The 24,669-nt window shown below is 48.1% G+C and carries 23 protein-coding genes; 14 read left to right on the top strand and 9 right to left on the bottom strand.

Annotation, left to right across the window (positions count from 1 at the left end; all coding sequences use genetic code 11):
- The first annotated feature begins 268 nt into the window (after positions 1-268).
- The 5 genes from treC to HW560_RS25350 all read left to right on the top strand — a co-directional run bounded on the left by treC (position 269) and on the right by HW560_RS25350 (position 5,735).
- A complete protein-coding gene (gene treC, locus HW560_RS25370; protein ID WP_179265059.1) occupies positions 269-1,990 on the top strand; it encodes an alpha,alpha-phosphotrehalase in 1,722 nt (573 codons plus the stop codon).
- A 29-nt stretch (positions 1,991-2,019) separates the two neighbouring features.
- Positions 2,020-4,032, top strand: a complete 2,013-nt coding sequence (treP, locus tag HW560_RS25365) for a PTS system trehalose-specific EIIBC component (RefSeq protein WP_179265058.1) — start codon at positions 2,020-2,022, stop codon at positions 4,030-4,032.
- Between the two features lie 274 nt (positions 4,033-4,306).
- Complete coding sequence (locus HW560_RS25360) at positions 4,307-5,161, top strand: chemotaxis protein (protein WP_090896785.1); 855 nt, start codon at positions 4,307-4,309, stop codon at positions 5,159-5,161.
- A gap of 29 nt (positions 5,162-5,190) precedes the next feature.
- Positions 5,191-5,454 carry a YkgJ family cysteine cluster protein gene (locus tag HW560_RS25355; RefSeq protein WP_024631858.1) on the top strand — a complete coding sequence of 88 codons (264 nt, stop codon included), beginning with the start codon at positions 5,191-5,193 and terminating at the stop codon, positions 5,452-5,454.
- Positions 5,455-5,531: 77 nt separating this feature from the next.
- The gene (locus tag HW560_RS25350) at positions 5,532-5,735 is read left to right on the top strand and encodes a hypothetical protein (protein ID WP_090896787.1); all 204 of its coding nucleotides are present in this window, start codon (positions 5,532-5,534) and stop codon (positions 5,733-5,735) included.
- Positions 5,736-5,813: 78 nt separating this feature from the next.
- Here the strand turns inward: HW560_RS25350 and HW560_RS25345 are convergent, their stop codons facing one another.
- The 3 genes from HW560_RS25345 to HW560_RS25335 all read right to left on the bottom strand — a co-directional run bounded on the left by HW560_RS25345 (position 5,814) and on the right by HW560_RS25335 (position 9,203).
- Positions 5,814-6,926, bottom strand: coding sequence for an AbrB family transcriptional regulator (locus HW560_RS25345; RefSeq protein WP_257031434.1), 1,113 nt, complete (start codon positions 6,924-6,926; stop codon positions 5,814-5,816).
- 163 nt (positions 6,927-7,089) lie between these two features.
- Complete coding sequence (locus HW560_RS25340; RefSeq protein ID WP_179265057.1) at positions 7,090-8,421, bottom strand: MFS transporter; 1,332 nt, start codon at positions 8,419-8,421, stop codon at positions 7,090-7,092.
- A 77-nt stretch (positions 8,422-8,498) separates the two neighbouring features.
- A complete protein-coding gene (locus tag HW560_RS25335) occupies positions 8,499-9,203 on the bottom strand; it encodes an O-methyltransferase (protein ID WP_179265056.1) in 705 nt (234 codons plus the stop codon).
- A gap of 139 nt (positions 9,204-9,342) precedes the next feature.
- Between HW560_RS25335 and HW560_RS25330 the strand changes: the two genes are divergently transcribed.
- Positions 9,343-10,239: a LysR family transcriptional regulator gene (locus HW560_RS25330; RefSeq protein WP_090896796.1), complete on the top strand. Its 897-nt coding sequence runs from the start codon at positions 9,343-9,345 to the stop codon at positions 10,237-10,239.
- A gap of 24 nt (positions 10,240-10,263) precedes the next feature.
- Here the strand turns inward: HW560_RS25330 and HW560_RS25325 are convergent, their stop codons facing one another.
- Positions 10,264-10,995 (bottom strand): YoaK family protein, encoded by a 732-nt coding sequence (locus tag HW560_RS25325; RefSeq protein ID WP_256222015.1) that lies wholly within the window; start codon positions 10,993-10,995, stop codon positions 10,264-10,266.
- A 134-nt stretch (positions 10,996-11,129) separates the two neighbouring features.
- The gene (locus tag HW560_RS25320; RefSeq protein WP_256222016.1) at positions 11,130-11,873 is read right to left on the bottom strand and encodes an alpha/beta hydrolase family protein; all 744 of its coding nucleotides are present in this window, start codon (positions 11,871-11,873) and stop codon (positions 11,130-11,132) included.
- Between the two features lie 370 nt (positions 11,874-12,243).
- Here HW560_RS25320 and HW560_RS25315 point away from each other — a divergent pair, with 370 nt between their 5' ends.
- Entirely contained in the window at positions 12,244-12,990 is a 747-nt protein-coding gene (locus HW560_RS25315; protein ID WP_090902192.1) for a GTP pyrophosphokinase, read from the top strand.
- 41 nt (positions 12,991-13,031) lie between these two features.
- Positions 13,032-14,273, top strand: a complete 1,242-nt coding sequence (locus tag HW560_RS25310; RefSeq protein ID WP_179265055.1) for a multidrug effflux MFS transporter — start codon at positions 13,032-13,034, stop codon at positions 14,271-14,273.
- A 140-nt stretch (positions 14,274-14,413) separates the two neighbouring features.
- Here the strand turns inward: HW560_RS25310 and HW560_RS25305 are convergent, their stop codons facing one another.
- The gene (locus HW560_RS25305; RefSeq protein ID WP_179265054.1) at positions 14,414-15,010 is read right to left on the bottom strand and encodes a hypothetical protein; all 597 of its coding nucleotides are present in this window, start codon (positions 15,008-15,010) and stop codon (positions 14,414-14,416) included.
- 261 nt (positions 15,011-15,271) lie between these two features.
- Between HW560_RS25305 and HW560_RS25300 the strand changes: the two genes are divergently transcribed.
- The 6 genes from HW560_RS25300 (at position 15,272) to HW560_RS25275 (ending at position 23,391) form a co-directional block, all read left to right on the top strand.
- On the top strand, positions 15,272-16,261 hold the full coding sequence (locus HW560_RS25300) for an iron-hydroxamate ABC transporter substrate-binding protein (protein WP_257031433.1): 990 nt from the start codon (positions 15,272-15,274) through the stop codon (positions 16,259-16,261).
- A 161-nt stretch (positions 16,262-16,422) separates the two neighbouring features.
- Positions 16,423-17,088, top strand: a complete 666-nt coding sequence (locus HW560_RS25295; protein WP_179265913.1) for a flavin reductase family protein — start codon at positions 16,423-16,425, stop codon at positions 17,086-17,088.
- Between the two features lie 171 nt (positions 17,089-17,259).
- Complete coding sequence (locus HW560_RS25290) at positions 17,260-18,414, top strand: type III polyketide synthase (protein ID WP_090896815.1); 1,155 nt, start codon at positions 17,260-17,262, stop codon at positions 18,412-18,414.
- 41 nt (positions 18,415-18,455) lie between these two features.
- Positions 18,456-20,711 carry an MMPL family transporter gene (locus HW560_RS25285; RefSeq protein WP_179265053.1) on the top strand — a complete coding sequence of 752 codons (2,256 nt, stop codon included), beginning with the start codon at positions 18,456-18,458 and terminating at the stop codon, positions 20,709-20,711.
- Between the two features lie 445 nt (positions 20,712-21,156).
- Positions 21,157-22,176 carry an alpha/beta hydrolase family protein gene (locus tag HW560_RS25280; protein WP_179265052.1) on the top strand — a complete coding sequence of 340 codons (1,020 nt, stop codon included), beginning with the start codon at positions 21,157-21,159 and terminating at the stop codon, positions 22,174-22,176.
- 42 nt (positions 22,177-22,218) lie between these two features.
- Positions 22,219-23,391: a rhamnogalacturonan acetylesterase gene (locus HW560_RS25275; protein ID WP_179265051.1), complete on the top strand. Its 1,173-nt coding sequence runs from the start codon at positions 22,219-22,221 to the stop codon at positions 23,389-23,391.
- A gap of 139 nt (positions 23,392-23,530) precedes the next feature.
- On the opposite strand, the gene mnhG is transcribed toward HW560_RS25275, so the two are convergent.
- Genes mnhG through HW560_RS25260 form a run of 3 tightly spaced genes read right to left on the bottom strand, consistent with a single transcriptional unit; the run spans position 23,531 to position 24,667 of the window.
- Positions 23,531-23,923, bottom strand: a complete 393-nt coding sequence (gene mnhG, locus HW560_RS25270; RefSeq protein ID WP_062324636.1) for a monovalent cation/H(+) antiporter subunit G — start codon at positions 23,921-23,923, stop codon at positions 23,531-23,533.
- Positions 23,907-24,191: a Na(+)/H(+) antiporter subunit F1 gene (locus HW560_RS25265; RefSeq protein ID WP_053782045.1), complete on the bottom strand. Its 285-nt coding sequence runs from the start codon at positions 24,189-24,191 to the stop codon at positions 23,907-23,909. Before HW560_RS25265 ends, mnhG begins: the two co-directional genes overlap by 17 nt.
- Positions 24,191-24,667, bottom strand: coding sequence for a Na+/H+ antiporter subunit E (locus tag HW560_RS25260; protein ID WP_090896826.1), 477 nt, complete (start codon positions 24,665-24,667; stop codon positions 24,191-24,193). The genes HW560_RS25265 and HW560_RS25260 overlap by 1 nt, the downstream gene beginning before the upstream one ends.
- Positions 24,668-24,669 lie beyond the last annotated feature (2 nt).

Genomic DNA, 24,669 nt, shown 5'->3' with positions numbered 1-24,669 from the left:
TTCTATACATTTAAACCGTCTGTTTATCCTCATGAAATCATGGGGGAACAGACGGTTTTTTTCGTTTCAGATACAGATATCATGGTGTTTACGAACGTAAGCAGCAAAATAATTGTTACAGAGGAATCATTAATGGGGAATGTGTAGAAGAGGAAAAAGATAGCATATTGAAGTTTCAACTTGTATATACATGTTTAGTTATGTAATATATAAATGAAGTTAGGCCAAGAGAACCACATAAGCAATACAATTTATTGGAGGCGTTAACATGAGTTCAACCAACACAACTTCATCATCGTGGTGGAAGACTTCCACGGTGTATCAGGTATATCCCAAGAGTTTCAACGATACAACTGGATCGGGTACCGGAGACATTCGGGGATTGACCGAAAAGCTGGATTACTTGCAGCACCTCGGTATTGATATCGTGTGGCTGCAGCCCGTATATGTCTCACCACAGCATGATAACGGTTACGATGTGGCGGACTATTATCGGATTAATCCGGATTTTGGTACGATGGAGGATTTTGACGAACTGCTTAAAGGTCTGAAGGCACGTGACATGAAGCTGATGATTGATATCGTGGTGAATCACTCTTCTACGGATCATGAGTGGTTCCAGCAATCGCGTTCTTCCAAGGATAATCCGTATCGCGATTATTATATTTGGAAGGACCCTGCTCCGGACGGCGGTGTGCCGAATAACTGGCAATCCAAGTTCGGCGGACCTGCATGGCAGTATGATGAGCAGACAGGACAATATTTCCTGACGTTGTTTGACAAAACACAGGCTGATTTGAATTGGGAGAACGAGCAGGTACGCCAGGAAGTACGAGACATGATCAAGTTCTGGGCAGAGAAGGGTGTAGATGGTTTCCGTATGGACGTCATCAATCTGATCTCCAAGGACCAGCGTTTCCCCGACGATGATGGTAGCGTTTCCCCAGGCGACGGACGCAAGTTCTACACCGATGGACCGCGTGTGCATGAGTACATTACAGAGATGTATGAAGAGGTGTTTGGTCCACACAATATGGTAACGGTTGGGGAGATGTCCTCCACTACACTGGAGCACTGTATCAAATATTCGAACCCTGCTTCCCGGGAATTCTCCATGACGTTTAACTTCCACCATCTGAAAGTGGATTATCCGAATGGACAGAAGTGGGAACTGATGCCTTACGATTTTGAAGCGATGAAACAACTCTTTAGTGAGTGGCAGACAGGTATGCAGGCAGGTGGCGGATGGAATGCGTTGTTCCTGAACAACCATGATCAACCGCGGGCGTTGTCTCGTTTCGCTGATGATGGCGATTATCGTGCGGAGAGTGCCAAAATGCTTGCTACGACCATTCATGGCATGCAGGGAACACCTTACGTATACCAGGGTGAAGAGATCGGGATGCCGAATCCGGTCTGGAACGACGTTAGCGAGTTCCGTGATATTGAATCGACCAATATGTACCGACTGCTTCAGGAAGAACGGGGCAAATCCGCCGAGGAAGCATTCCAAATTGTGAAAGAGCGTTCCCGGGACAATTCCCGGACACCGATGCAATGGGATGGAAGCGAGAATGCCGGATTTACAACAGGTACACCGTGGATCAAAGTGGATGAACGATATCCGTCGATTCATGTGGCTCAGCAGATGGCTGACCCGAATTCAATCTATTATCATTATCGCAAGCTGATTGCTCTGCGCAAACAGGTTCGTGTGCTGACCGACGGTCTGTATGAACGTTTGGACGATGCACATCCGGATGTATTCGCCTACGCCCGGACCAATGGAAGCGAAACGTTGCTTGTCGTGTCCAACTTTAGCAAGCGGGACGTAACTTTTGCTTTCTCGGAGGCCGTCTGGAATGACCACATTGCGGGTAAATCCGCAGAGCTGCTGATTGGCAATACGGAGGTATCGCCTGCAGTCGAGCAAGTAATCTCCCTGAGCCCGTATTCATCCTATATGTGGCTTGTACCGCAACAGGACTAATTCACATTATATAAATGGGAAGTGACAATATGGCAATGGATAAAAAACAGGTTGAGGAGATCGTACGCGCGGTCGGCGGCAAAGAAAATATTGAAGCTGCAACGCATTGTGTCACACGCCTCCGGTTCGCCCTGTACGACGAAAGTAAAGTAGATACAGCAAGTCTGGAACAGAACGATCTGGTCAAAGGCCAGTTCTCCTCTCAAGGACAATTCCAGGTAGTTATCGGACCTGGGCTTGTGGATAAAGTGTATGATGAAATGATTCAGATTACCGGAGGCGAACGCGCTTCCAAGGATGACGTGAAGGCCGTTGCGGGTAAAAAGCAGAACCCGATCCAGCGTGCGATCAAAACGCTATCGGACATCTTCATCCCGATCCTGCCAGCCATCATCACGGCCGGTCTCTTGCTCGGTATTAATAACATTCTGACAGGACCAGGCATATTCTTTGATGGAAAATCATTGGTGGATGTATATCCGGCATGGAAGGACCTCGCATCTATTATTAATACCATCGCGAGCACAGCCTTTACCTTCCTGCCTGCGTTAATTGGTTGGTCCGCGGTAACAAGGTTCGGCGGCAGTCCGTTGCTCGGGATTGTCCTTGGTCTGATCCTAGTACATCCCGATCTGCTGAGTGCTTATGGCTACGCCAATGCAGTCAACGAAGGCACCGTGCCTACGTGGAATCTGTTCGGCTGGCATATTGAGAAGATCGGTTATCAGGGGCAGGTTCTGCCGGTATTGGTATCAGCCTATCTGCTTGCCAAGCTGGAGATTTTCCTGAACAAAAGGGTGCATGATTCGATCAAATTGCTGGTTGTTGCACCTGTCACTTTATTGATTACCGGCTTCCTGGCATTTACAATCATTGGTCCGGTTACGTTTGCCATTGCGAATGGAATTACATCCGGCTTGATCTATATATACGATTCGTACGCGGCTCTGGGCGGTCTGATCTACGGTGGACTGTACGCATTGCTCGTTATTACAGGAATGCACCACACGTTCCTGGCGGTAGACGTACAGTTGATTGGTAGCCAGGGCGGAACGTTCCTGTGGCCGATGCTGGCACTGTCCAATATCGCGCAAGGTTCTGCCGCACTTGCCATGATGCTTGTGCTTCGTGAGAAGAAAATGAGAGGACTTGCGGCAACTTCATCCGTCTCGGCCTTCCTCGGGGTAACCGAGCCGGCGATCTTCGGGGTGAATATCCGTTATCGTTATCCGTTTATCTTCGGGATGGTCGGTTCTGCGATCGGCGGTGTACTGCTCACGATAAATAATGTTCAGGCCACCTCTATCGGTGTAGGTGGGGTACCTGGATTCCTGTCCATTTTCCCGAACAAATGGGGAGTATTCTTCATCGGTATGGCGATTGTACTGGTTGTTCCGTTTGTACTGACTGTTATTTTCGGAAGAGCGAAGTTGAGAAAAGAAGACCGCAACGCAGATCAAGCTACTGTAGCTGGTGGTCAAACGCCTACAGCGAAATCAGCTTCTGGCACAACTACAACAAATGCAGTTGCAGAGCCACGCACACGCAGTGCTGCTCAGGTGGCGGATGAGCCTGTGAATACACTGGAAATCATGGCACCATTAACGGGTACAGCTGTTCCACTGGAGCAAGTACCTGATCCGGCATTTGCAGAGAAACAAATGGGTGAAGGGGTTGCCATTGAACCTTCTGGCAATCAGGTCGTTGCCCCGTTTGACGCTCAGGTTGCCCATGTCATCAAGAGCAAACACGCTGTCATTCTTGAGCACGCGAGTGGATTGCAGATTCTGATTCATGTCGGGATCAATACGGTATCACTCAAAGGCGAAGGTTTTAACATGCACGTTGAAGCTGGAGAGAAGGTAAGAGCCGGGCAAACGTTGCTTGAATTCGACCGTAAAGTGATTGAAGCTGCGGGCTATCCGCTCATTACGCCAATCATTATTCCGGACGGTCAGGACATGGTTGATCGAGTGGAGGTCACTACTGGTGATGTAACATCCAACCAGAACGGTGTGCTTAAGATTCATTTGAAAGGCTAAATTGACGAACAAATGGGGAGCTGCGATATTCGCAGCTTCTTTTTTCATCCTGATACCGAGATCAAGCTGAACGCATGCCAATTTGTGTAGGGTGACCTTGATGCAGCTCGTTTTTTTTTATTTATATCGTGGTAAACTGTATCTAGAATGTATGTGGCAAAGTCTCATGTTCACAGCGATCGGAAAGCATGTTCATCAGGACTATGCATGTTCACGTTGAGAAGTTCATATGGTTCAAAGAGAGTGGCTAGTCAATGGACGGAGGAGGAGAGCCATGACTCGTGTTGCGGTAATGGTCATTCATGGTCTGGGTATGCAAAAGGAAAATTATGCGGATACACTGATTTCGCGTTTGCATAAGGAATTGGATCAGGTTATGGTGTTGCCGGGAGCAGCCAAACAGATGCTGGATATTGAGCCCGTATTTTGGGCTGACGTATTTGAGGATCGGGAAGAGGCGCTGTTTCAGCAGCTTGTCAGCTCTCAGGGATTGAACTATCAAGTGCTGCGTCGATTTGTTATACATTATCTGGCTGATGCCGTCGCGTATCAACCTGTGGAAAATCAAGGGCATAACTATGATGCGGTACATTATACGCTGAATCGGGCGATGCACGCACTTGCACAGCGGAATGGGCCAGAAGCTCCACTCTGTATCATTGCACATAGTTTGGGCGCGGTGATTGCAAGTAATTTTTTCTATGATCTGCAATATCCGTCTAGTCGCACACCTTCCATCGTGGATGTTACTTCCGCATTGGAACGGGGTGATACCTTAACGAACTTTTATTCCTTTGGAACGACGTTACCATTATGGAGCTTACGTTACAATGATTTTAGCCGACCGATTCAGGTTCCTTCACCGTTGGCAGGGCAGTACTTTCCTGGGCTGGAAGGGGAATGGATTAATTTCTATGATCGGGATGATATTCTGGGTTACCCGCTGCGACCTATTGATCCGGCCTATGAGGCAGCGGTCAACGAAGACGTGGAAATTAACTCTGGCGGTGTAATCGGGAGCTGGAATCCGTTGAGTCATGGCGGATATTTCTCGAATGGAGCTATGAATCGCAGAATTGCACAAGGTTTGGCGCGAACGTGGACGTGGGTGAATCGTGGATCAGGTTAAATACGGGAAATGGAAGGAGGACGATAATTATGGAATGCAGGACAGGCTGTGCCGCATGCTGTATTGCAATTTCGATCTCATCGCCGATACCCGGAATGGCTGACGGTAAGCCGGCAGGTGTGCGCTGTGTGCAGCTGACGGAGGACAATCGCTGCGGAATCTTTGGTCAGAAAGAGCGCCCTGCTGTATGCAGCGGATTGCAGGCTTCGGAAGAGATGTGTGGCAGCACGGATCAGGAGGCATTTGAACGATTGAGCTGGCTGGAGCAGGAAACTGCACCGAGTTCAGCGTGACAGAGTTGTTTTAAGGGAAAAGGATAAATTATACTTAATATGGAAGGGGTTTGAGATAAGAAAGGGGTATGGGATGAATGGAACTTGCCAAACGGTTTGTAATGATCGTTGTGAATATGATTGGAGAACTGTGGATGGGATTCTACAGGCGAAACTCAGACTTCTATGACAAGCAGACATCAGGGGCAAAAAGCAAACTTGGCTATTATGCATTTATTATTGGGACGGCAGTTGTAACCGTAGGCATTGTAAGCTGGATGTATAGTCGGGTTTATTCATAACTTGAGTATACACATAAAAGAGAGTATCCGCAGGTTGGAAATCAGGCGGATACTCTCTTTGCTATGTCTACTTATTATTTACGTGATCGAAGAGCGGGTAATCGCATCTTTTTTCCTCAACATATGCATGAGAATCATCTTAAGGAGTGAAGAGACGATAAAGAATATAAATAAGATGCGAAACAACTGATATCCGGACACCACCGATAGGTTGGCATGGACTTCATGGGCCATGATGCTCATCTGGTCCATTCCGCCAGGTGCCATGCTCAGCAATGATGTAGCCGCCGAGAGGGAGAACATCTTCGTTAATATATAGCTCAAGCCAAGCGAACCTGCAATGAGGAGAACACTGCTCGTGATTGCGATTGTTACGGTCTGCATCTTGCGTTGCAGCTGCTGAGGACGAAGCATCAGACCCACATGACTTCCAATCATCAATTGCGAAATATTAAGCAGGGACGACGGCAGATTGGGTGTGTGCATCGTTGTGCTTAATTGAATAACACACATGACGATCATGGGTCCAAGCATAAATGCTGTCGGAAACCGAAGCTTGCGTGCAAACCATGCACCAGCGACACAGAGCGGGGCATAGAGCAAGATTTCGGGAAAGAGTGCTGCCCAAGTTGCTATCTCGATCATTGGCTGATCTGTGCCTCCACCTGTCGTTCCGCCGATCCATGGACTGAACAGCAGGAACGGAACACAGAATACAATCATGATCAGCCGCGTGACCTGCAAAAAAGTAACGAGCGTCAGATTGATGGATTTCATCTCATCCGCAAGGGAGACCATCTGGGACAGTCCGCCAGGAATGCTGCCAACCAGCAGGGAGGGGAAGTCAAAGTCTGTCAGCTTTGAAGCAGCATAAGCGGTTAATGTACATAATCCGATTAAGAGCAGGGTCATGAGCAGCATCATAGGCAGCTGGTGCAAAATGCCTTGCAGCGCTTCTTCCGTCAGTGTTAATCCGATAGAGTAACCCACGATTAGAATACTGTAGTCTCGAATGGAAGTGGGCCACACGAGCGGCAGCTTGGCAATCTGTGAACCAACCAGCATAAAAATCATCGGGCCAAGAAGCCAAGGGATGGGGGTATGTATTACTGTAAATAGTAACCCGCCAAGAACAGAGACACCTAAACTTAGAAAAAAACGAAAGACAATGTGGGAACCGAGCTTGTGCATCAGTTCCATCCGCGTTGTCTTTCGGCTGCATGAGGTAGATTGAAGTACATGTAAGATCACTCCTGATGATAAGATACAATGATTGATCCTTGGACGGTGATTGGCTCATTACGAAGCAGGACAGGGAGCTGATTCATCCACTGTCCTGCTGAATGGTTATCATTTATCTGTTCGCCGCGAGAACACGGGCAGAAGGCTTCGGTTCTTTGAACATCATATAGTACATCAGCGAGGAAATCACGTATAAACTGCCTGTAATGCTGAACGTGATCGCGTAACCCCAATACGTGCCATAAGTGGTCACGAGATAGGATTGAACGGGTCCCATCGTAGCCCACCCAATCATAAAGGCGGTCTGCATCAGTGAATTGGCGATTCCTCGGCGTTTGTCCGATACTCTGTCCACCAGAATGGCGGATTGAATCGGGTTGGCTGCATTCATCAGCGCTTGTCTGAATAAGAAACTGACTGAAGCGATGAGCAGCAGATTCGTGAAGCCGGTCAACAGCAGGAAGGGCAGTGACATGACCTGAAATATGACGACCGCTCGAACACTTCCCACCTTAGCAGCAAGTGTAGGTCCAATCAGCATTGATACAATGGTCATGATCTGACCCAATGAAATGAGCAGACTCATGGCACTTAAGGATACCGAAAAACGGTTGGTGAAATACAGATTCAAATAAGGCACAACCAGTCCGGAGCCAAACCCGATTAATAATTGGGTTATGACAAATTGACCGATCAAACGGGAATCTTTCTTTTGGCTTAGAGTATCGTTCTTGCTGCCTTGTTCTGAGGAATGAACGACACCCTGCTTATCATCCGTTGCAGATGTTGCAGATTCAGTGACAGGTTGCGCCGGAGTATCCGCTTGTGGTGCCTTCTTATCCTCGGATACAAACAACATCGGAATAAACGCAACCAGTGTAGCTGCCCCACCTACGAATAATACCGTCTGCAATCCAGTGACTTTGGCAAGACCAGCCGTATGAAGCAGGTCTGCAAAAACGCCACCACCCAAGCTGCCGAGTACCTGAGAAGCGAGTACGAGGGAAGAGTAGTAGCTGAACATCTTCAGTCGTTGACTTTTCTTCACATTCTCAGCGAGGAAGGGAATGGCCAGTACCTGAAATACGCCAGCGAAAAGTCCTGAAAATACAGCAAACCAGATCAGTCCGCTGGCGGAATAATCGAAGGAACGGCCAATCAGAAAGATTCCACTGAACAATGCGCCGGTAATCAGCAGCCGCTTCCGGCTGAAGAAATCGCCGCATAGTCCAATAGGAACAAACATAATCGCTGTCGCAAGTGATTGAATACTTACAATCTGGCCGTTCATTGTATCATTGTAGCCGAGACCCTGAATGTACAGATTGTACAAGACAGAGAACATGCCATTTCCGATCTGATACAAGATGCTTGCTAGAAAAAACAATTGAATATTGCGGGACCAGCCCCGAATTTCAGCATGAATCTGTTGTAGAAGTCTCAAGTGGTTTCCCCCAGTCTGCCTGTGCAGTAAGTTTAGTTTAACAGGAATGGGGGATTTGCGGAAGAATTGACCACTGTTTATTTTGCAGTGGGGGATTCCAGCACTCGGGCAATCACGAATCCATCGTAGCCTTTACTGCCTACAGTTTGCAGTGCGGTAGCTTCAAGACGCGGGTTATCTGCAATTAATTTCAGGAAAGACTGAACGCCCTTAACCCTGTTGTCCGTACTGTCTGCATTGATAACTTCACCGTCCCTGACGATGTTGTCGCCAATAATCAGACTTCCTGGACGTGCCAGACGCAGCGCCCAACGCAAATAGTCTGGATTACTCGGTTTGTCAGCATCGATGAAGATAAAATCAAAGGGCTCTCTGTACTCTTCCTGAACGTCGGGAAGGGTAGTCAGGGCAGGACCAACTCGAAGGTCAACCTTGTGCATAAGTCCTGCACGCGTGAGGTTGGCTTGTGCCATCTCTGCATGGCGTGGATCTGCTTCCAGTGTGACAATATGTCCGTGTTCGGGAAGGGCTCTGGCCATCCAGATCGTACTGTATCCGCCAAGCGTCCCGATTTCCAGCACACGTGTTGCGCCCTGTATTTGAAGCAGGAGCTGAAGCAATTTCCCTTGATTAGGCGTTACATCATGAGCAGGCAAGCCGGCTTCTACATTGGTACGTAGGGCCTGCTCCAGCAGGGAATCCGAGGGGATTAATAAGGCGTTCAAATAATCGTCGACTTGAGTCCAGGTTTGCTGTTGAGTAAAACCATTCACATTGTTCATCGTTATCTGTTCCTTTCCAATTGCCTGTATTGGATTTCATACTTCAACTATAAAGTGAACAGATACATAAATAAAATATATATTATGTATGTTAATATAAGTTTAGATTATATAACTTCAAGTGAAGAAGGTGCAGCGGTTGAATTTGCACGGATTACGATTGTTTCATGCCATCGTGAGATATGGGGGAGTCACGCGGGCGGCGGAAGAACTCAACATTAGCCAGCCAGCGGTATCCTCTCAGGTGAAGAAGTTTGAGCGGGAGTTGGGCATTCAACTATTTGCTTCGGAGGGGAGAAGACTGGTTCTTACCGATGCTGGAATGCAATTAACAGGCTACGCGGAACGTCTGTTCATGCTGGAGCAGGATGTCGAGAACTTTGTGCAGGATTTTCGGGCAGGCAAAAAAGGTCTGATTCGTCTTACCGCTACCTATTTGCCCTCGAATTTTCTGCTGCCGGGCTGGATTGCCCGCTTCAAGCAAATGCATGAGGATGTGGAGCTGGTTGTGAGCACAACCAATACCCGGATGGCTTTTGACCAACTGCTGCGTTATGAGGCCGAGATTGCGGTTTATGGTGGAAGTGGCATTACACATTCAGGTATCCATTGGGACGAATTGTTTGAAGATGAAATGTGGTTTGTAGTACATCCCGATCATCCGTATGCGGGAAAGGAAATTGAGCTTCGGGAGATGGTGGCGGAGCCCTTCATTATGCGTGAAGAAGGAAGCGCTACACGAGAGCGTCTCGTGTCTCTTTGCACAACTAATAACCTGGCCGCACCCCGTATTGCGCTTCAGTTTAATGGGTTGAACGAAACGATTAGTGCGGTGAAGGCAGGTTATGGGGCCAACTTTATTTCTTCTCTGGTCGTAAAGGAAGATGTGCAGCAAGGCAGACTGGCACGTGTATTCGTTCGAGGTGTACAGTTGAAAAACACGGTAGCCGTATGTACACGAGCAGGGGAAGTGTTATCTCCAGCTGCACAGCATCTGGTTGAACTCATCAGACAGGAAGCATCAGTAATGAAATGAAATATTTGGGGAATTACATGAGAGCTAACTTTGAAAGTCATCCGTCGACGCTGCTTTGGTTGTTCCTCTGGAGTATAACCGTGCGAAAAGGGTGACTCCACCAACGATCAGAACAGGTATCCAGACTGCCATCATGGGTACGTGGTGGAACAACATCGCAGCTAGAATAACGCCGCCCAAATAGATTACAACGGCACCAGCACGAAGGTAGGCATCTGCTGATAGCGCTTTGACCAGCGAGCGGATATTGGCGTGTCGCAGTCGCTGAAGAATGCTTACCGCATCCTCAACCACGGCGGCCAGATTATTGGTGAGCACGGTCGTCGAGATACCGGCAATTCCAATGCGGCGTGCCGCAGTCGTTTGCATCCCCATAGCTGTGGACAGCATGGCAATCAGCAGATAGGATAGTTGTTCCGAATAAGGACTGATCATGGCGAATGCAAAGAGCAGAAGCAATATACTTTCTACAGTGAACACGGCGGTGACCCGGGAAGACCAGCCATTTTTCGTCTGCACATGTCCAATCATGTGTGCAGCGATGGCATTTCCGGCAATAAAACCAATGAGGGCGAGGAGTGCACGCAGCACAACAAACTCCTGAGCACGGGCAATCGCGATCCCCAGAAGCACAATATTACCTGTCATATTGGCTGTAAGCACATGCCCCAGTCCCAGGTATCCGATCACATCGACCATTCCGGCAGACATGCATAGCAGCAGCATCGCGTACTTTTGGAGGGTATTTTGTTTCATGATCATCCGTCCTTTCCCAAAAACGTAACCCCTCCAGTATACATCCACAACGCGTGATTCTTCAAAATGAAGCTCATGATCAAATGCAAATTTTCCTTTTCAGCAAACAGGTATAAATCGTCCCTACCTTGAAGCTAAGGTGCTGCAAGCCAGTCAAACATATTGTTCACTGCCGCCTCATGCATCCTCTCCTGAAAACGATGATCCTGTCCCCCATAAGCGTGAAACGTAACGTTGGCACCTCTGCGTTTCAGCCAATGATACATCCGGGTTCCATGACTGTAATTCACCTGCGTATCAGACGTGCCGTGCATGATCAGCACAGGACAATGAAGTTTGTGTGCCTTCGACAAGGGGGAACGGGCAAGATAAGCTTCCGGAACTGAACGCGGTGAACCGCCAAGCACCCTTTTCAAAGTACGTCTCAAGTCGGTTCGTTCATGATAGGTGCGTTCCACATCGGCGACACCGCTCCAAAGCACGAGTTTATGTACCTGCGTAGGTCCTTCATTGTAGGTCGTTGCTGTCTGTACGGCATTAATGGCTCCACGCGAAAATCCCATTATTGAAATTCGCTTTGTATTGGCAAAGGGCCACTCTTGCACAAGCCGGTAAGCTGCATGTACATCCTCTACATCTCGACCGCCATACTCGTCGCGTCCTTCGCCACCCTCGTTACCACGATATGATGGAGCGAACACGATATAACCTTTGTGGACAAATTGCTCCAGCCAAGCGGTATTTACCCCACCATAGTTGCCCAGTCCGCCGCGGCAATAGATCAGAACCGGCCAACGTACAGCAATACCGTCCATGGTGTGTGTTTCTACAGGAGGGTAGCGGCTTGCGAGCTGTTGCAGTTGCATGGATTCTTGCATTACGGCTAATCTTTGGAAGCCAGAGTTACTATGGGTGTTTTCTAACGGTGAGAAGGCGGGTAAGGAGCAGCCGTCAGGCAGGCATAAATAGCCTTTTACCCGAAGCGCATCGGACGCATACGTCACATGATAGAGCAGGGGAATCGACCTCTTTCAACGGGAATAGCGTGCTAATTGAGCATGATTCTTCTTTAGGATGCGCCTAAACGATGTTCCCATACCTTTCAACCAGCAACAGCCGTTCGGTGCGAGAAATTCGTTTCTTGGCTCCATATGATTTATAATGGTTCAGGAGACATGTGGATTGACCTCTGTCCTCTTATTTATAAAAACTAACTTTAGTGTGTACGAAGAAAGGAAGAAAACCATGATGAACGCTCCACATCCGATTGATCAATTCAAGAAATTTAAATATGAAATTACGAGATTTATGATGATCTATAAATTTGCTTTGGATCAAATGGAGACCAAAATTGAGGTGCTGAAGGAAGAATTTCAGTCCCTGCATGATTACAGCCCGATCGAACATACGAAATCCCGATTAAAGTCACCTGAGAGCATTATGAACAAGATGTTCCGTAAAAATCACGAGTTAACCTTTGAAAGTATCAAGAAAAATATTAAGGATATCGCCGGTGTACGGATTACCTGCTCCTTTATCTCCGATATCTACCGGATTAAGGATATGCTGTGCAACCAAAGTGACCTGCGCGTGCTGGAAGTGAAAGATTATATCCAGAATCCGAAGCCAAACGGTTACCAAAGCCTTCATCTTCTGGTTGAGGTGCCTGTATATATGTCTAATGGAGAAGAACGGGCGTGTGTGGAAATTCAGATTCGTACGATTGCGATGGATTTCTGGGCGAGCCTGGAGCATAAAATCTTTTATAAATACAATAAGGATGTTCCCGAGCGTTTAACCAAAGAACTGAAAAGTGCAGCAGACTCTGCCAACGCACTGGATCAGCAAATGGAGAGATTGCACCGGGAGATTCAGGAGATCAAGGACGCCGAGAACGAGCGTGATGAAGAAGAATTGCGCCGGATTATCATTAACAATCAACAGTTTACACTGCCTTCCAACCTGCTCAAGCTGTTAGGAAACGGGGAACAATAAGGAAACGTGAACTACCGCAGGGAAAGGAATATATTATTCATATGAAAAGCTCACCAGCTTCATTAAGCACCCATTCTACATCCCGTGTACGTATGGCATTGATTTTAGGGACACTGTCGGCCTTTGGGCCGCTGTCCCTGGATATGTATTTGCCAGCACTGCCCACACTGGCCGATGAATTTCAATCATCCACTTCTTATGCCCAGCTCAGTCTAACGGCATGTATGGTCGGACTGGCCGCAGGGCAGCTGCTGGCTGGACCTCTAAGTGATGTGCGTGGTCGTCGTACGCCTCTTATTGCGGGTCTTATTCTCTATACGATCGCTTCCATACTCTGCCTGGTCAGCCCTACGATGGGCTCTTTTGTTGTGCTGCGTTTCATTCAGGGGGCAGCGGGAGCAGCGGGAATCGTTATCTCGCGCGCAGTGGTGAGGGATGTGTATTCCGGGCCGGAGCTAACACGTTTCTTCTCCCTCTTAATGCTGATTAACGGGGTTGCACCGATTGCTGCACCAATTATCGGCGGGCAACTGCTTGCATATACGTCGTGGCGCGGTGTATTTATTTTGCTGAGTATCATTGGTATTTTGACTTTAGTTGCTGTTGTGGTTGGTCTAGGGGAGACACTGCCTGCAGAACGACGATCCAGCGGAGGACTGAAGCAGACGCTGGTTACATTCCGCCAAATCGCAGGGGATCGTCTGTTCATGGGTTACGCCTTAACTCAAGGTTTTGTATCTGCTGGCATGTTTGCCTACATATCAGGTTCGCCGTTTGTGCTTCAGAAAATATATGGCATCTCCCCGCAAATGTTCAGTGTCTGCTTCGCCATTAACGGTCTCGGTATCATTTTGGCAAGTCAGATCGCCGGAAGACTTGCGGGTAAAGTATCTGAAACTCGTCTGTTGAGCGCAGGACTGATAACTGCTGCTCTGGGAGGAACATCTCTGCTCATCGCCATTCTGGCAGGAGGTAATCTGATTTCGGTCCTGATCCCGTTATTTCTCGTGGTATCCAGTGTGGGTCTGGTTAATACGGCTTCCTTTGCACTGGCGATGGCCAATCAGGAGAAATCAGCAGGCAGTGCATCAGCACTTATTGGAGTGATGACGTTCCTGTTCGGCGGTATTGTTGCTCCACTTGTGGGTCTTGGAGGAGAAGGCACAGCTGTACCAATGGGCATTGTCATCGCTTGTGCGGATCTGGGTGCATTGCTGATTTATGTTGTAATGGTAGGCAAAAGCAAGAGAGGGAAACGTCAGGGGAAACAGCAGCTGGCGTGAATTGGTTTTGCGTGGTGGCACTGATTAGAAAAAAAGACTGGCTGACAATAACACTAAGAAAAAATGTAAATCCCAAAAAGCGCTCCAATTGGAAGGCTCGTTCCTTCATTTGGGGCGCTTGTTCTATATGTGAACGCGATTTAGCAGAGAGCAAACAAAATCTGTGTATTAAGCAGGATACCTGGAGTCAGGAACGGATAGAAGTAACCGATGACAAAACCGAACAGATTGGTGGATGGCCACATTAAGTAAACGTCATTGTACGTGAATACGAGAGACCAACGGTTGTAACAGAAATTTTGCAGTACACGTTGCTCAGGATCACGAGGCGTTGCTACTCCTGATTGGGCAAATTGCACAGCTTGGGTCAGATTCTGTGGCTGTTGTTGGATAAATAGCGGTAGAAGGCCCGGGCTGCTTTTGATCAGGTTATACAGGAAAACCATCTCTGCAGAGGGCTGACCCACTGGGCGAGGGTAGGCACTAAGCAAGGCAGGCAGATTGCCTTGTGATAACTGTGCGGGCACACCCGGTGCCGTGCCGGGGACACCTCCAGGAAAGTAGGGAGGTTGCCCCCCTGTGCCTCCGCCTGGAACGCCGGGAATGAATGGGGGATAAGAACCGGGTCCTCCGGGAATTCCTGGAGCGGGCTGACCGCCAGGAGCGCCTCCTGGGAACAGCGGCGGGAGCTGATAGGAGCGATCTTCTCCATAACCTGAGTTATATGCGTAATCCATGTACGAACATCCTTCCTGTCGTCGTATTCTGGAATCAGCATATGGCGGCATCCGCCTAAATGTGAATTGTTCGACTGAAGGTGCCGTTCGTCCTTAAAAGGCAAAAGCTGCATTGACAACTTCGTTGATAACAATTATCATTGTCAATGGAATTGGACAAAAGTACATACCAGTATTATATGCATGAATAATGTATAAACGTCTAAGTCTGACATAACAACTCAATCCATTGAGGTGTTCATCTTGAAAGGGGATAGTCACTTGTTTAAGAACAATAAAAAAATGATCATGCTTCTGATCACCGTAATGGTCATGTCCATCTGGCTTGCAGCATGTGGATCGAAGCCAGCAGACAACGGTACAGCAGCAGGAGAGAACAATACAGCAACGGAGACACAGACAGAAGCTCCGACAGAACGTACATTGACAGATGCAATGGGTCACGAAGTGAAAATTCCTGCAAATCCGGAGCGGATCATCGCTTCGTATCTGGAAGATAATCTGGTTACACTCGGCGTGAAGCCAGTTGCCCAATGGTCCGTAGCCAATGGAATCCAGGAGTATTTGCAAAAAGATCTGGACGGCATTCCGACAATTGCCTTCGATCTTCCTTTCGAAGCGGTAACAAGCTTCAACCCGGATCTGATTATTATCGGTTCCGAAAGTGTGGTTGAAGGCGAGAAATACGCTCAATACAGCAAGATCGCGCCTACTTATGTACTTGGCGATGAGATCAATAGCGATTGGCGCAAAACCCTGCTAAAAATCGGCGAAATTCTGAATAAAGGCGATGAAGCACAAAAAGCGCTGGATGATTACGAAGTGAAAGCCACAGAAATCAAGGAAAAAATCAACACGGTTACAGGTGGAACGAAATCGGCAGCGGCTATCTGGTTGGTAAGCGGCAAATTCTTTATCGTAAGTGACAATGTATCCAGTGGTGAAGTGATGTACAAGGAATTGGGACTTGCTGAGCCCGAAGTGGTGAAAGAAATCTCTGCCAATGCGACAGGTAACTGGTCCTCCATCTCGCTGGAAAAATTGGCGGAAATGGATGCAGACTACTTGTTCTTTGTGAATAGTGATGAAGGTACGGGTTCAGAAGCACTGAAAGATCCGGTATGGCAAAGCATCCCGGCAGTGAAAAACGGTAACTTGTTCGAATTTACCCGTTCGAGAAGCTGGTTGTATAGCGGTGTTCAAGCGAACCTTCAAATTATGGAAGACATTCAGAAAAGTATTGTAAAATAAACAATATCAAATACGAATCCGAATGTTTAATACTCCTTGGTGCGATGAGCACCAGGGAGTTTTTTTGTGATTTCAACATTTTACGATATATAATATTAAAATGAAGCGAAGCTCGTGAGAGATGAGTTTCGTTTCACGATCACGGAAGGGGATAACTTATGATGCATACTTTGGACCCGCGAGCATTGACGGGCAGAGATAACTATAAATTGATGAGTGGGTCGGTGGTGCCACGCCCCATCGCATTTGTGACAACTCTTTCACAGGATGGCAGCGTCATTAATGCAGCGCCTTTTAGTTTTTTTAATGTAGTCAGCTCTGATCCGCCGATATTATCCATATCTATTGCACGCAAGAACGGTGTTATGAAAGATACGGCTCGCAATGTGCTTTCGAGGAAAGAACTCGTGGTACATATTTGTGATGAATCGATCGCTCTTGACATGAACGAGACGGCTGCCATGCTGGAGCCCCACGAAAGTGAGCTGGAACGGACAAATCTGACGACTGTACCAAGTACTGTGGTCTCCGTACCAGCAATACAGGAAGCACTCATTCGCATGGAATGTAAGTTGTATCAGCATATTCCGATATCGAATGATGAGGGAGAACCTGTGAGTGATCTGCTTCTGGTTCGTATTGTACAATACCATTTCAGTGAGAACGTGTATGATCCTACCACCAAATATATATTAATGGATCAGTTGAAACCGATTAGCAGGCTGGCCGGGAATGACTATGCCAAACTTGGCGAGAGATTTACGGTGGTCAGGCCGGAGTACCAGCTGAGCAGGCTGAACGACCTGTTGAAGGATGGGTCTGGATAAGATATAAGTAGTATCGTTGTTTAAAAAGACGGACAATCATGTGTGGAATTCGCATGTGTTGTCCGTCTTTGCTTGTTTAGTGAACATAAAGAGGGCAAACCCCGAATAGACTTGTACTATATCCTGCACATGTGACATGAACCTATTTTATATATAAGGAGGTTGGAGCCGATGAACCCACTTGATGGAACCGTAACTGCAAGTATCATGGGAATTGGAACGGCATTGCCTGTTCACCGGATTGAGCAAAAGGATGTGTCTGCTCGGCTCGCACAAGCGCTGGAGCATGAGCCGGATTCCAGACGATGGGCCAAGCGAATATTCAACCAGTGCGGTGTCGAGACGCGTTATTCCTGTGAACCGAACCTGCTGGAGCCAGTAGAGTCTTGCCGTTATCTGCCCTTTACCCAGACGGATAACGTTCCGACCACAGCCGAACGTATGGCCAAATATAAGGAAGCAGCCGTTCCACTTGGAATTCAGGCAGCGCATCAGGCGCTCGAGGATGCCGCCGTTTCGACTTCTGAAATTACACATCTCATTACCGTCAGTTGTACAGGGCAATTCCTGCCCGGTCTAGATGTTCGGCTGATTCAGCAGCTTGAACTATCGCCGCGTATTAACCGGATTCCGCTTGTGTTCCAGGGATGCGCTGCGGGTCTGAAGGCTATACAGTTGGCGAATTCGATTGTGACGAGTGACCAAGATGCTAAGGTACTTATCGTATGTGTAGAGCTGTGCACCCTTCATTTTCAGCCGTCCGCCAAGCGAGATGATCTGTTCGCAGCGTCCTTTTTCGGAGATGGCGCATCTGCCTGTGTTGTGGGCCTGTCCGGGACAGGAGGCAAAGAACTGTTCAGATTGGGTAGTGGGCATTCCGTGTTGCTGCCAGACTGTTCGGAAGAGATGATCTGGGAATTGGGAAATACCGGTTTCGATCTGTATCTCTCGCCACAGATTCCGAAGCTGCTCGGTTTACATCTTGGCCCAGAGGTTGAACAATTGCTGAACGGCAGCGATCTACCGGAGATCTGGGCGATCCACCCTGGAGGCAGAGGTATTGTGGATGCGGTACAGAAGCTGTACCAGCTGTCAGATGAACAGGTCGCTTACAGTCGAAACATTTTACGGGATTATGGAAATCTATCCTCTGTGACGATTTTGTTTGTTTTACAAGCCATCCGCGATGATTATCGTAAAAAGAAAGAAGCTTCCAGCGGAATAGCCCTTGCATTTGGACCGGGACTGACAGCGGAATTGCTTCCTTTTACTTATGTTCCTGCCCCCGTTGAAGAAAGAGAACCAGTGAATCAAGGCGTAATTTAGAAGAAACGGAATTACCAATCTGATAGCAGAGGAGCTTGGGTATGGGTTATCGCAGCCTTGCTGTTCTCATTAGCCGATATCCGCGGTTCATCATTCTCTGCTGGGTGTTTGTCATCGGGATGTCAGCCGTCTGGGCCTGGAAATTGCCTGGCATTGTTCAGGATCATGGATTGAATTGGAACCATGGAGATGCTCATGCTGTAGAGCTTATTCTGGAGAAAGAGTTCCACGTTCCTGCTGATCCGGTTATTCTTCTATTTGAAAAAAAGAACGGCACTACCCCTGCTGAATTTCGGGGCTGGATTAAAGATCGTCTGCAACAGGCACGCACTCTTTCAAGTGTAACGTCCATAATCTCTCCGCTTGAAGCGCGGGGAAGCCGGATGCTGCGGGGGGATGTGGCCTACGCTTTGCTGGCGTTTGATGTACCGCCTTACAAGATGGGGGAGCCGTTGGAACAGCTGCGTTCCGTGCTTAGAACCGACGATAAGGGAACGATCCGAATAACAGGGGAATCCGTTGTCCAGCAGGATGTAAACCGTCTCAGCTTTCGAGATTTGGAACGTGCAGAGGTTGTGGGATTGCCGCTTGCCTTCATCATTTTGTGTTTTGCATTCAGAGGTATTTATGCAGCGCTGATTGCAGTCATTATGGGAGTATCCGGCGTCATAACGGCAATGGGAGTTACATCCCTGATGGGTTACCATCTGGCGCTCTCCAACTTTGTGATCAACGTTATTCCGATGGTGGGAATGGCGCTCAGCATAGACTTTGCTCTGATTATTCTCAGCAGATACAGGGAAGAACTCCAGCAAGGTCAGAATAGTGAAGAGCCAGGTTTGGGTGACGAAGAGGTTCTCCAGAGAATGCTGCGTACAGCGGGAAGAGCCGTATTTTTTTCTGTGGCTTGTGTGCTGTTAGGACTGCTCGGTCTGCTCTGGATTAGATTGCCGATGTTCCTGAGTGTATCCCTTGGAGCCATTATTGTGCTCATCATATCGGTTCTGCTGAATATAACACTGCTGCCAGCAATACTATCCCTATTTTCTACGCGAATCTTTAGACAACATTCCGGGCGTTCCTTCTCTTCAAAACAGGGCCAGCATCAACAATCGTTGCCGTCACGCTCGATTTGGGCATTCTGGTCAGGCATGATTATGAAACGGCCGGTTCGGATGGCGCTGCTTGGAACGGGTACGCTGCTTATTTTTGTTCTACCGGTTACCCGGTTGGAGTTGGCCATCCCCGATGCTTCTTCCTTGCCTGACAGGATGGAGTCTCGGCAGGCGACTGAGCAGATCCAGCGCGTTTTTGGACAAAAGAACGTCTCTGCTGTAGAGATTGTAATTGGTGGAACTTCAGAGCCGTTGACCTTATACCACTGGCGGATGGCGTTGAGTAAAATGCGAGAGCTTCAGCAGGATTCGAATGTGGTGGCTGTTGAGTCCGCATGGGGAATCATGCTGCCGGACAAGCTCTCAGGTCAAGCTCATATCAAACCTCAAATGAACATTCCATCACCATCTTTACGTGAAGCGCTGAAAGAAACCACGTCTCAGCAGCCTGCATGGCAGCGTTCATATGTGTCCGACTACTCTATTCGTATGGTGGCTACCATTCACGGAGCACCGGGTTCCGATGAGGCAGCATCCTGGCTGGAACAAATGAGGGCAAAGGACTACGTTAACTCCATACCCTTCGTACCCCTGCGTTATGGGGGAGAAGCAGTCATGCAGCATGAAATCATGGAAGAGATCTCTGGACAACTGCCCAAAGTGCTGGTGTTTGTTGTGGTATCAAATTATCTCGTATTGCTCGTAGCATTTCGGTCATTGCTCATTCCAATCAAAGCCATTTTGATGAATCTGCTCAGCTTGGCTGCTTCCTTCGGCGTGCTCGTACTGGTATTTAATCAGGGCCATCTTGGCATGGAACCATCTGCTATTGCTATTATGATTCCTGTATTCATTGCCGGGCTTGTCTTCGGTATCTCGATGGATTATGGCGTATTTATGCTGACTCGCATCCAGGAGGTTTACAGACGAACACGGGATAGTGATCTGGCCGTACAGCAAGGACTGGCTTCAACTGGACGTCTCATTACATCGGCGGCAGCGATTCTGCTGGCAGTGACTGTACCGTTTGCCTTTGCTGACGTAGCGGGTGTCAAACAGCTGGGAATCGGAATAACAGCGGCGGTGTTCATTGATGTAACCATGATCCGCCTGGTGCTGGTACCTGCACTCATGAAACTGATGGGCAGATGGAACTGGTGGCTACCAGGGCATAGGGAATAAAAGGCCTGATTAAGAAGGATGTTCTCGGAGCCTGAAGATCAGGTACTCGAGAACATCCTTTTTTTCATCAAAATAGTGTGAATTCAGCGCAAAACAGGCAATAATGTTCAATTTACCGACTGTACTGTGATTTATAATAGACTGGACAAGTCCAACATATATCTTTTTACATACGTTTATATAAATTGAACAAAACATGTACACGAGAACGGAGAGAACAGAAATAACCTGAAGAAGCGGAGCTGCAAGCTTTATGGAAGAAAGAAAGCTGCATCGGAAGCATACACCTCGCCTTTATCACCGGATGTTCCCCTTTGAAAAAGGGAATTCAAAAAATCTGGGCATAACAGCGATCGGAAGGTTGTTCTGTCATCGGAGTGGCAAGTGTAAATATTCTTTAGTTCAATTTATATATCAATTGAATCCACAGGAGGGAGAAACGGTAATGTCAGACATTGAATCTTATCTGCAAAAACAAACAAGCCCGCGTGGTCGCTCCGCCTATCAGAGGGGGCAATCTCTTGAGCAATGGCGCAGCCAGTTGCGAGCACGGATTATTGATCGGCTGGGTGGCTTCCCGTCCGTGGCGGCGGAGCTGAATCCCGTATTGCTCGAACGCACCTCATGTGATGGCTACATACGGGAGCGGGTTGAGATTACGACCTATGCTGGTTTGCGTATGCCCATTTATATGCTAATACCAAATGTAGTAAGCGTTACCAAAGAATCGCGCCCAGCTATTATAGCTTGCCACGGTCACGGTTATGGCAGCAGGGAGATCTCAGGTATGGAACCCGACGGTTCACCGCGTAGTGGAGAGCCTGGCTTGCATAAAGACTTTGCCGTCGCTCTTGTACAGCGTGGATATGTGGTTGCGGCGCCTGAATTGCTTGGATTTGGTGACCGCAGGCTGGAGGAGGATCGAAACGCACCACCCGGCGCAAGCTCCTGTACCAAAATTGCCGCCCATCTGCTCATGACAGGGCAGACGCTTGCTGGGCACCGAATCTATGAAACGATGCGTGTGCTGGATTATGTAACCACACGTCCTGAAGCTGACCCGGCACGTATCGGCAGCATGGGTATCTCGGGTGGCGGACTCGTGACGGCATTCACTGCTGCATTGGATGAACGCTGCCGTGCGGCTGTCGTGAGCGGTTACGCAAGTACATTCCACGGCAGCATATTGGATAGAAATCATTGTCTCGACAATTACATTCCAGGAATTCTGAGGGAGGCAGAGCTGCCGGATATCATAGGGCTGATCGCACCGAGGCCGCTATTTATTGAAGCCGGAAGTGAAGATCAGGTATTTCCGCTGCCAACAGCAAAAGAAGCTTATGCACGATTGACAGAGATCTATGAACAGGCGGGGGCACAGAAATGGCTCGATGCAGACTTTTTTACAGGAGGTCATGAGATCAGTGGAGCGAAAGCCTATGACTGGCTGGATAACGTTCTGTAGGGCAATCCTATATAAATGAACCTTTGAGAGGAGAGTTTAGTTATGAAATGGTCAAAATCCGTCCGGTATTTGCTCTGTTTTACCCTGTTTACTAGTCTGATTGGAGGTGCTCTGACAGCTAATGGAGGACAGGTCGCCCAAGCTGCGGCGAATGAGTACAAATTTGACTTTGGTGCGGGTGCAGTTGAGAACGGTTACACAGGTGTATCGGCAACAGAGGCCTACACTTCAGCGAAAGGTTATGGATTCAATACACCTGCCAACATGCGTAATGTATCGGCATCTGGAACAGGTGTTGCAAGCGATGCCGTACAGTTTGTAACTTTTGGAACGAAGAGTACGAATACGTTTAATGTGGATCTGTCCAACGGTCTTTACGAGGTGAAGGTAGTCCTGGGCAATACAGCCAGATCGAGTGTGGCGGCAGAAGGCGTATACCAGATCATTAATATGACGGGTAATGGGGCGACCGATCAATTCCAAATTCCGGTGACGGATGGACAGTTAAATCTGTTGGTTACGGAAGGGAAACAAGGCACTGCATTTACACTCAGCGCACTTGAAATCCGGAAAATTTCGAATCAGACGGTGACGAACCGTACGATCTATATTGGCGGCGATTCAACGGTCTGCAATTACTATCCGCTCAGCAGCAGTGTACAGGGTGGCTGGGGACAGCTGTTTCCTTCCTACGTGAATACCAGTACGTTTCAGGTTCGCAATATGGCCTCTAGTGGTCAATTTGCAAGAGGCTTCCGCGATGATGGACAGATGGAAGCGATTCTGAAGTATATTAAGCCAGGGGACTACTTTATTTTGCAATTAGGGATTAATGATACCAATGCCAAGAACAATACCACGGAAGCGGAGTTTAAAGAGATCATGCGTGACATGGTCCGTCAGGCCAAAAATAAAGGAGCCACCGTCGTTCTATCGACACCTCAGGGTCGGGCAACTGATTTCAATTCAGCGAATGTGCATACTGCGGAAAATCGCTGGTACAATGCAGCTACACGTGCACTGGCTCAGGAAGAGGGAGTAACGCTTGTAGAACTGAACAAACTCAGTTCCGCATATTTCACTTCCATAGGACCGGCTGCAACATTGGCCTTGTATATGTCAGGTGACACGCTGCATCCGAATCGTGAAGGGGCTGCCCAGCTTGCACGAATCGTTGCTGCGGATCTGAAAAGACAGGGACTGAATGGATTCTGATTCGGTTAAAATATAGCTACGTTCCACTGCTCCACAAACATAGATTGGACTAAGCTTAAGCATTTAACCCAGAAATCCCCCCGGGACGGTCGCATAATCCGCGGCATGTCCCGGGGGGATTTGATTGTAAACCTGGTGACTATTCCATCATATCCTTGGCTTCATGGTTGACCTTTTTACCTTTCAAAAGTGGTTCAAGCTCATCCTGGACACTCTGTTCCCATAGGGGTACATCTGTGCGATAGGCAGCCCGTCCGTTGAGATGTCCGGCTACTGGTGCTGTGATAAATACAAACACAATGCCAAGTAATACCCGAGCACTGATATAGTTATCGAAATACCAGAAGAAGAGAAACGTTCCGCTCAGTACACAAAGTACGCCGAGTGTAGTACTTTTGGTGGCGGCATGTGCCCGTAAATATACATCTGGCAATCGGATCAGTCCGAACGCGCTAAATGCGCTCAGTAATGCTCCCAGCAAGACAATGAGCCCAATGACAATTCCTGCGGTTCCATCAACGATCTCCTTCATTTTTGAATACCGCCCCCCGTTCAATATATCGTGCAAATGCAACTGTGCTTAGAAAAGCAAGAATGCCAATCAACAGAATGATATCCAGATAAGCTTGGGTATGAAGCATCATGGATAGAACAGCAACGATGGCAATGACGTTAATGCCGATCGTATCCAATGCCGTAATTCGATCGGCCATGGAGGGTCCCCTCAGCACCCGGTAGAGACAACCCAGGATAGCGAGGGAAAGAATAAGCAAGGAAATGAATAACAGTGAGGATAACATTATCGTGTCACCTCCATAATGGCTTTTTCGAACGTATTTTTGATATCATCACTCATTTTCTGTTCGTCTTTGATATCCAGTGCGTGAATAAACAATTTGCGTTGATTCCCTGAAATTTCGAGTGGAAGGGAACCTGGCGTCAGTGAGATGAGCAGACAAAGGAGTGTAACTTCCCAGTCAGAGGACAGCTGTGTCTGATAGGTGAATATGCCGGGTCGAATATCCAGCTTCGGCTTCACAATCTGGCGAATAACTTCAATACTGGCCCGCACCAGTTCCTTGAACAGTAAGACAATCAGCTTGATGATCGCCCAGACACGAACGATATAGAAGCGTTGCGGAAAGAACCGTCTCATGCTCCCAATCAATAGCAGACCCAGCAGATAACCCGTGAGAAAGCCAACACCATTCCACGCATTATTCAGAAACATCCATACAAAAGCAATGATCAGATTCAGTACAATCTGAAAGGCCATAC

This window comes from Paenibacillus sp. E222 (assembly GCF_013401555.1).
Taxonomy (GTDB): domain Bacteria; phylum Bacillota; class Bacilli; order Paenibacillales; family Paenibacillaceae; genus Paenibacillus.
The sequence above is the reverse complement of the archived record's forward strand: the minus strand, read 5'-3'. Positions and strand labels throughout refer to the sequence as shown.

Coding starts and splice junctions, on each gene's coding strand:
- HW560_RS25295 (WP_179265913.1), top strand. CDS start 16,423: ATGCATACTTTGGACCCGCGAGCATTGACGGGCAGAGATAACTATAAA.
- HW560_RS25290 (WP_090896815.1), top strand. CDS start 17,260: ATGAACCCACTTGATGGAACCGTAACTGCAAGTATCATGGGAATTGGA.
- HW560_RS25260 (WP_090896826.1), bottom strand. CDS start 24,667: ATGGCCTTTCAGATTGTACTGAATCTGATCATTGCTTTTGTATGGATG.
- HW560_RS25305 (WP_179265054.1), bottom strand. CDS start 15,010: ATGGATTACGCATATAACTCAGGTTATGGAGAAGATCGCTCCTATCAG.
- HW560_RS25355 (WP_024631858.1), top strand. CDS start 5,191: ATGGAATGCAGGACAGGCTGTGCCGCATGCTGTATTGCAATTTCGATC.
- HW560_RS25310 (WP_179265055.1), top strand. CDS start 13,032: ATGAAAAGCTCACCAGCTTCATTAAGCACCCATTCTACATCCCGTGTA.
- HW560_RS25265 (WP_053782045.1), bottom strand. CDS start 24,191: ATGTTATCCTCACTGTTATTCATTTCCTTGCTTATTCTTTCCCTCGCT.
- HW560_RS25350 (WP_090896787.1), top strand. CDS start 5,532: ATGGAACTTGCCAAACGGTTTGTAATGATCGTTGTGAATATGATTGGA.
- HW560_RS25275 (WP_179265051.1), top strand. CDS start 22,219: ATGAAATGGTCAAAATCCGTCCGGTATTTGCTCTGTTTTACCCTGTTT.
- treP (WP_179265058.1), top strand. CDS start 2,020: ATGGCAATGGATAAAAAACAGGTTGAGGAGATCGTACGCGCGGTCGGC.
- HW560_RS25335 (WP_179265056.1), bottom strand. CDS start 9,203: ATGAACAATGTGAATGGTTTTACTCAACAGCAAACCTGGACTCAAGTC.
- HW560_RS25285 (WP_179265053.1), top strand. CDS start 18,456: ATGGGTTATCGCAGCCTTGCTGTTCTCATTAGCCGATATCCGCGGTTC.
- mnhG (WP_062324636.1), bottom strand. CDS start 23,923: ATGAAGGAGATCGTTGATGGAACCGCAGGAATTGTCATTGGGCTCATT.
- HW560_RS25315 (WP_090902192.1), top strand. CDS start 12,244: ATGAACGCTCCACATCCGATTGATCAATTCAAGAAATTTAAATATGAA.
- HW560_RS25320 (WP_256222016.1), bottom strand. CDS start 11,873: ATGCAAGAATCCATGCAACTGCAACAGCTCGCAAGCCGCTACCCTCCT.
- HW560_RS25325 (WP_256222015.1), bottom strand. CDS start 10,995: ATGAAACAAAATACCCTCCAAAAGTACGCGATGCTGCTGCTATGCATG.
- HW560_RS25345 (WP_257031434.1), bottom strand. CDS start 6,926: ATGCACAAGCTCGGTTCCCACATTGTCTTTCGTTTTTTTCTAAGTTTA.
- treC (WP_179265059.1), top strand. CDS start 269: ATGAGTTCAACCAACACAACTTCATCATCGTGGTGGAAGACTTCCACG.
- HW560_RS25360 (WP_090896785.1), top strand. CDS start 4,307: ATGACTCGTGTTGCGGTAATGGTCATTCATGGTCTGGGTATGCAAAAG.
- HW560_RS25280 (WP_179265052.1), top strand. CDS start 21,157: ATGTCAGACATTGAATCTTATCTGCAAAAACAAACAAGCCCGCGTGGT.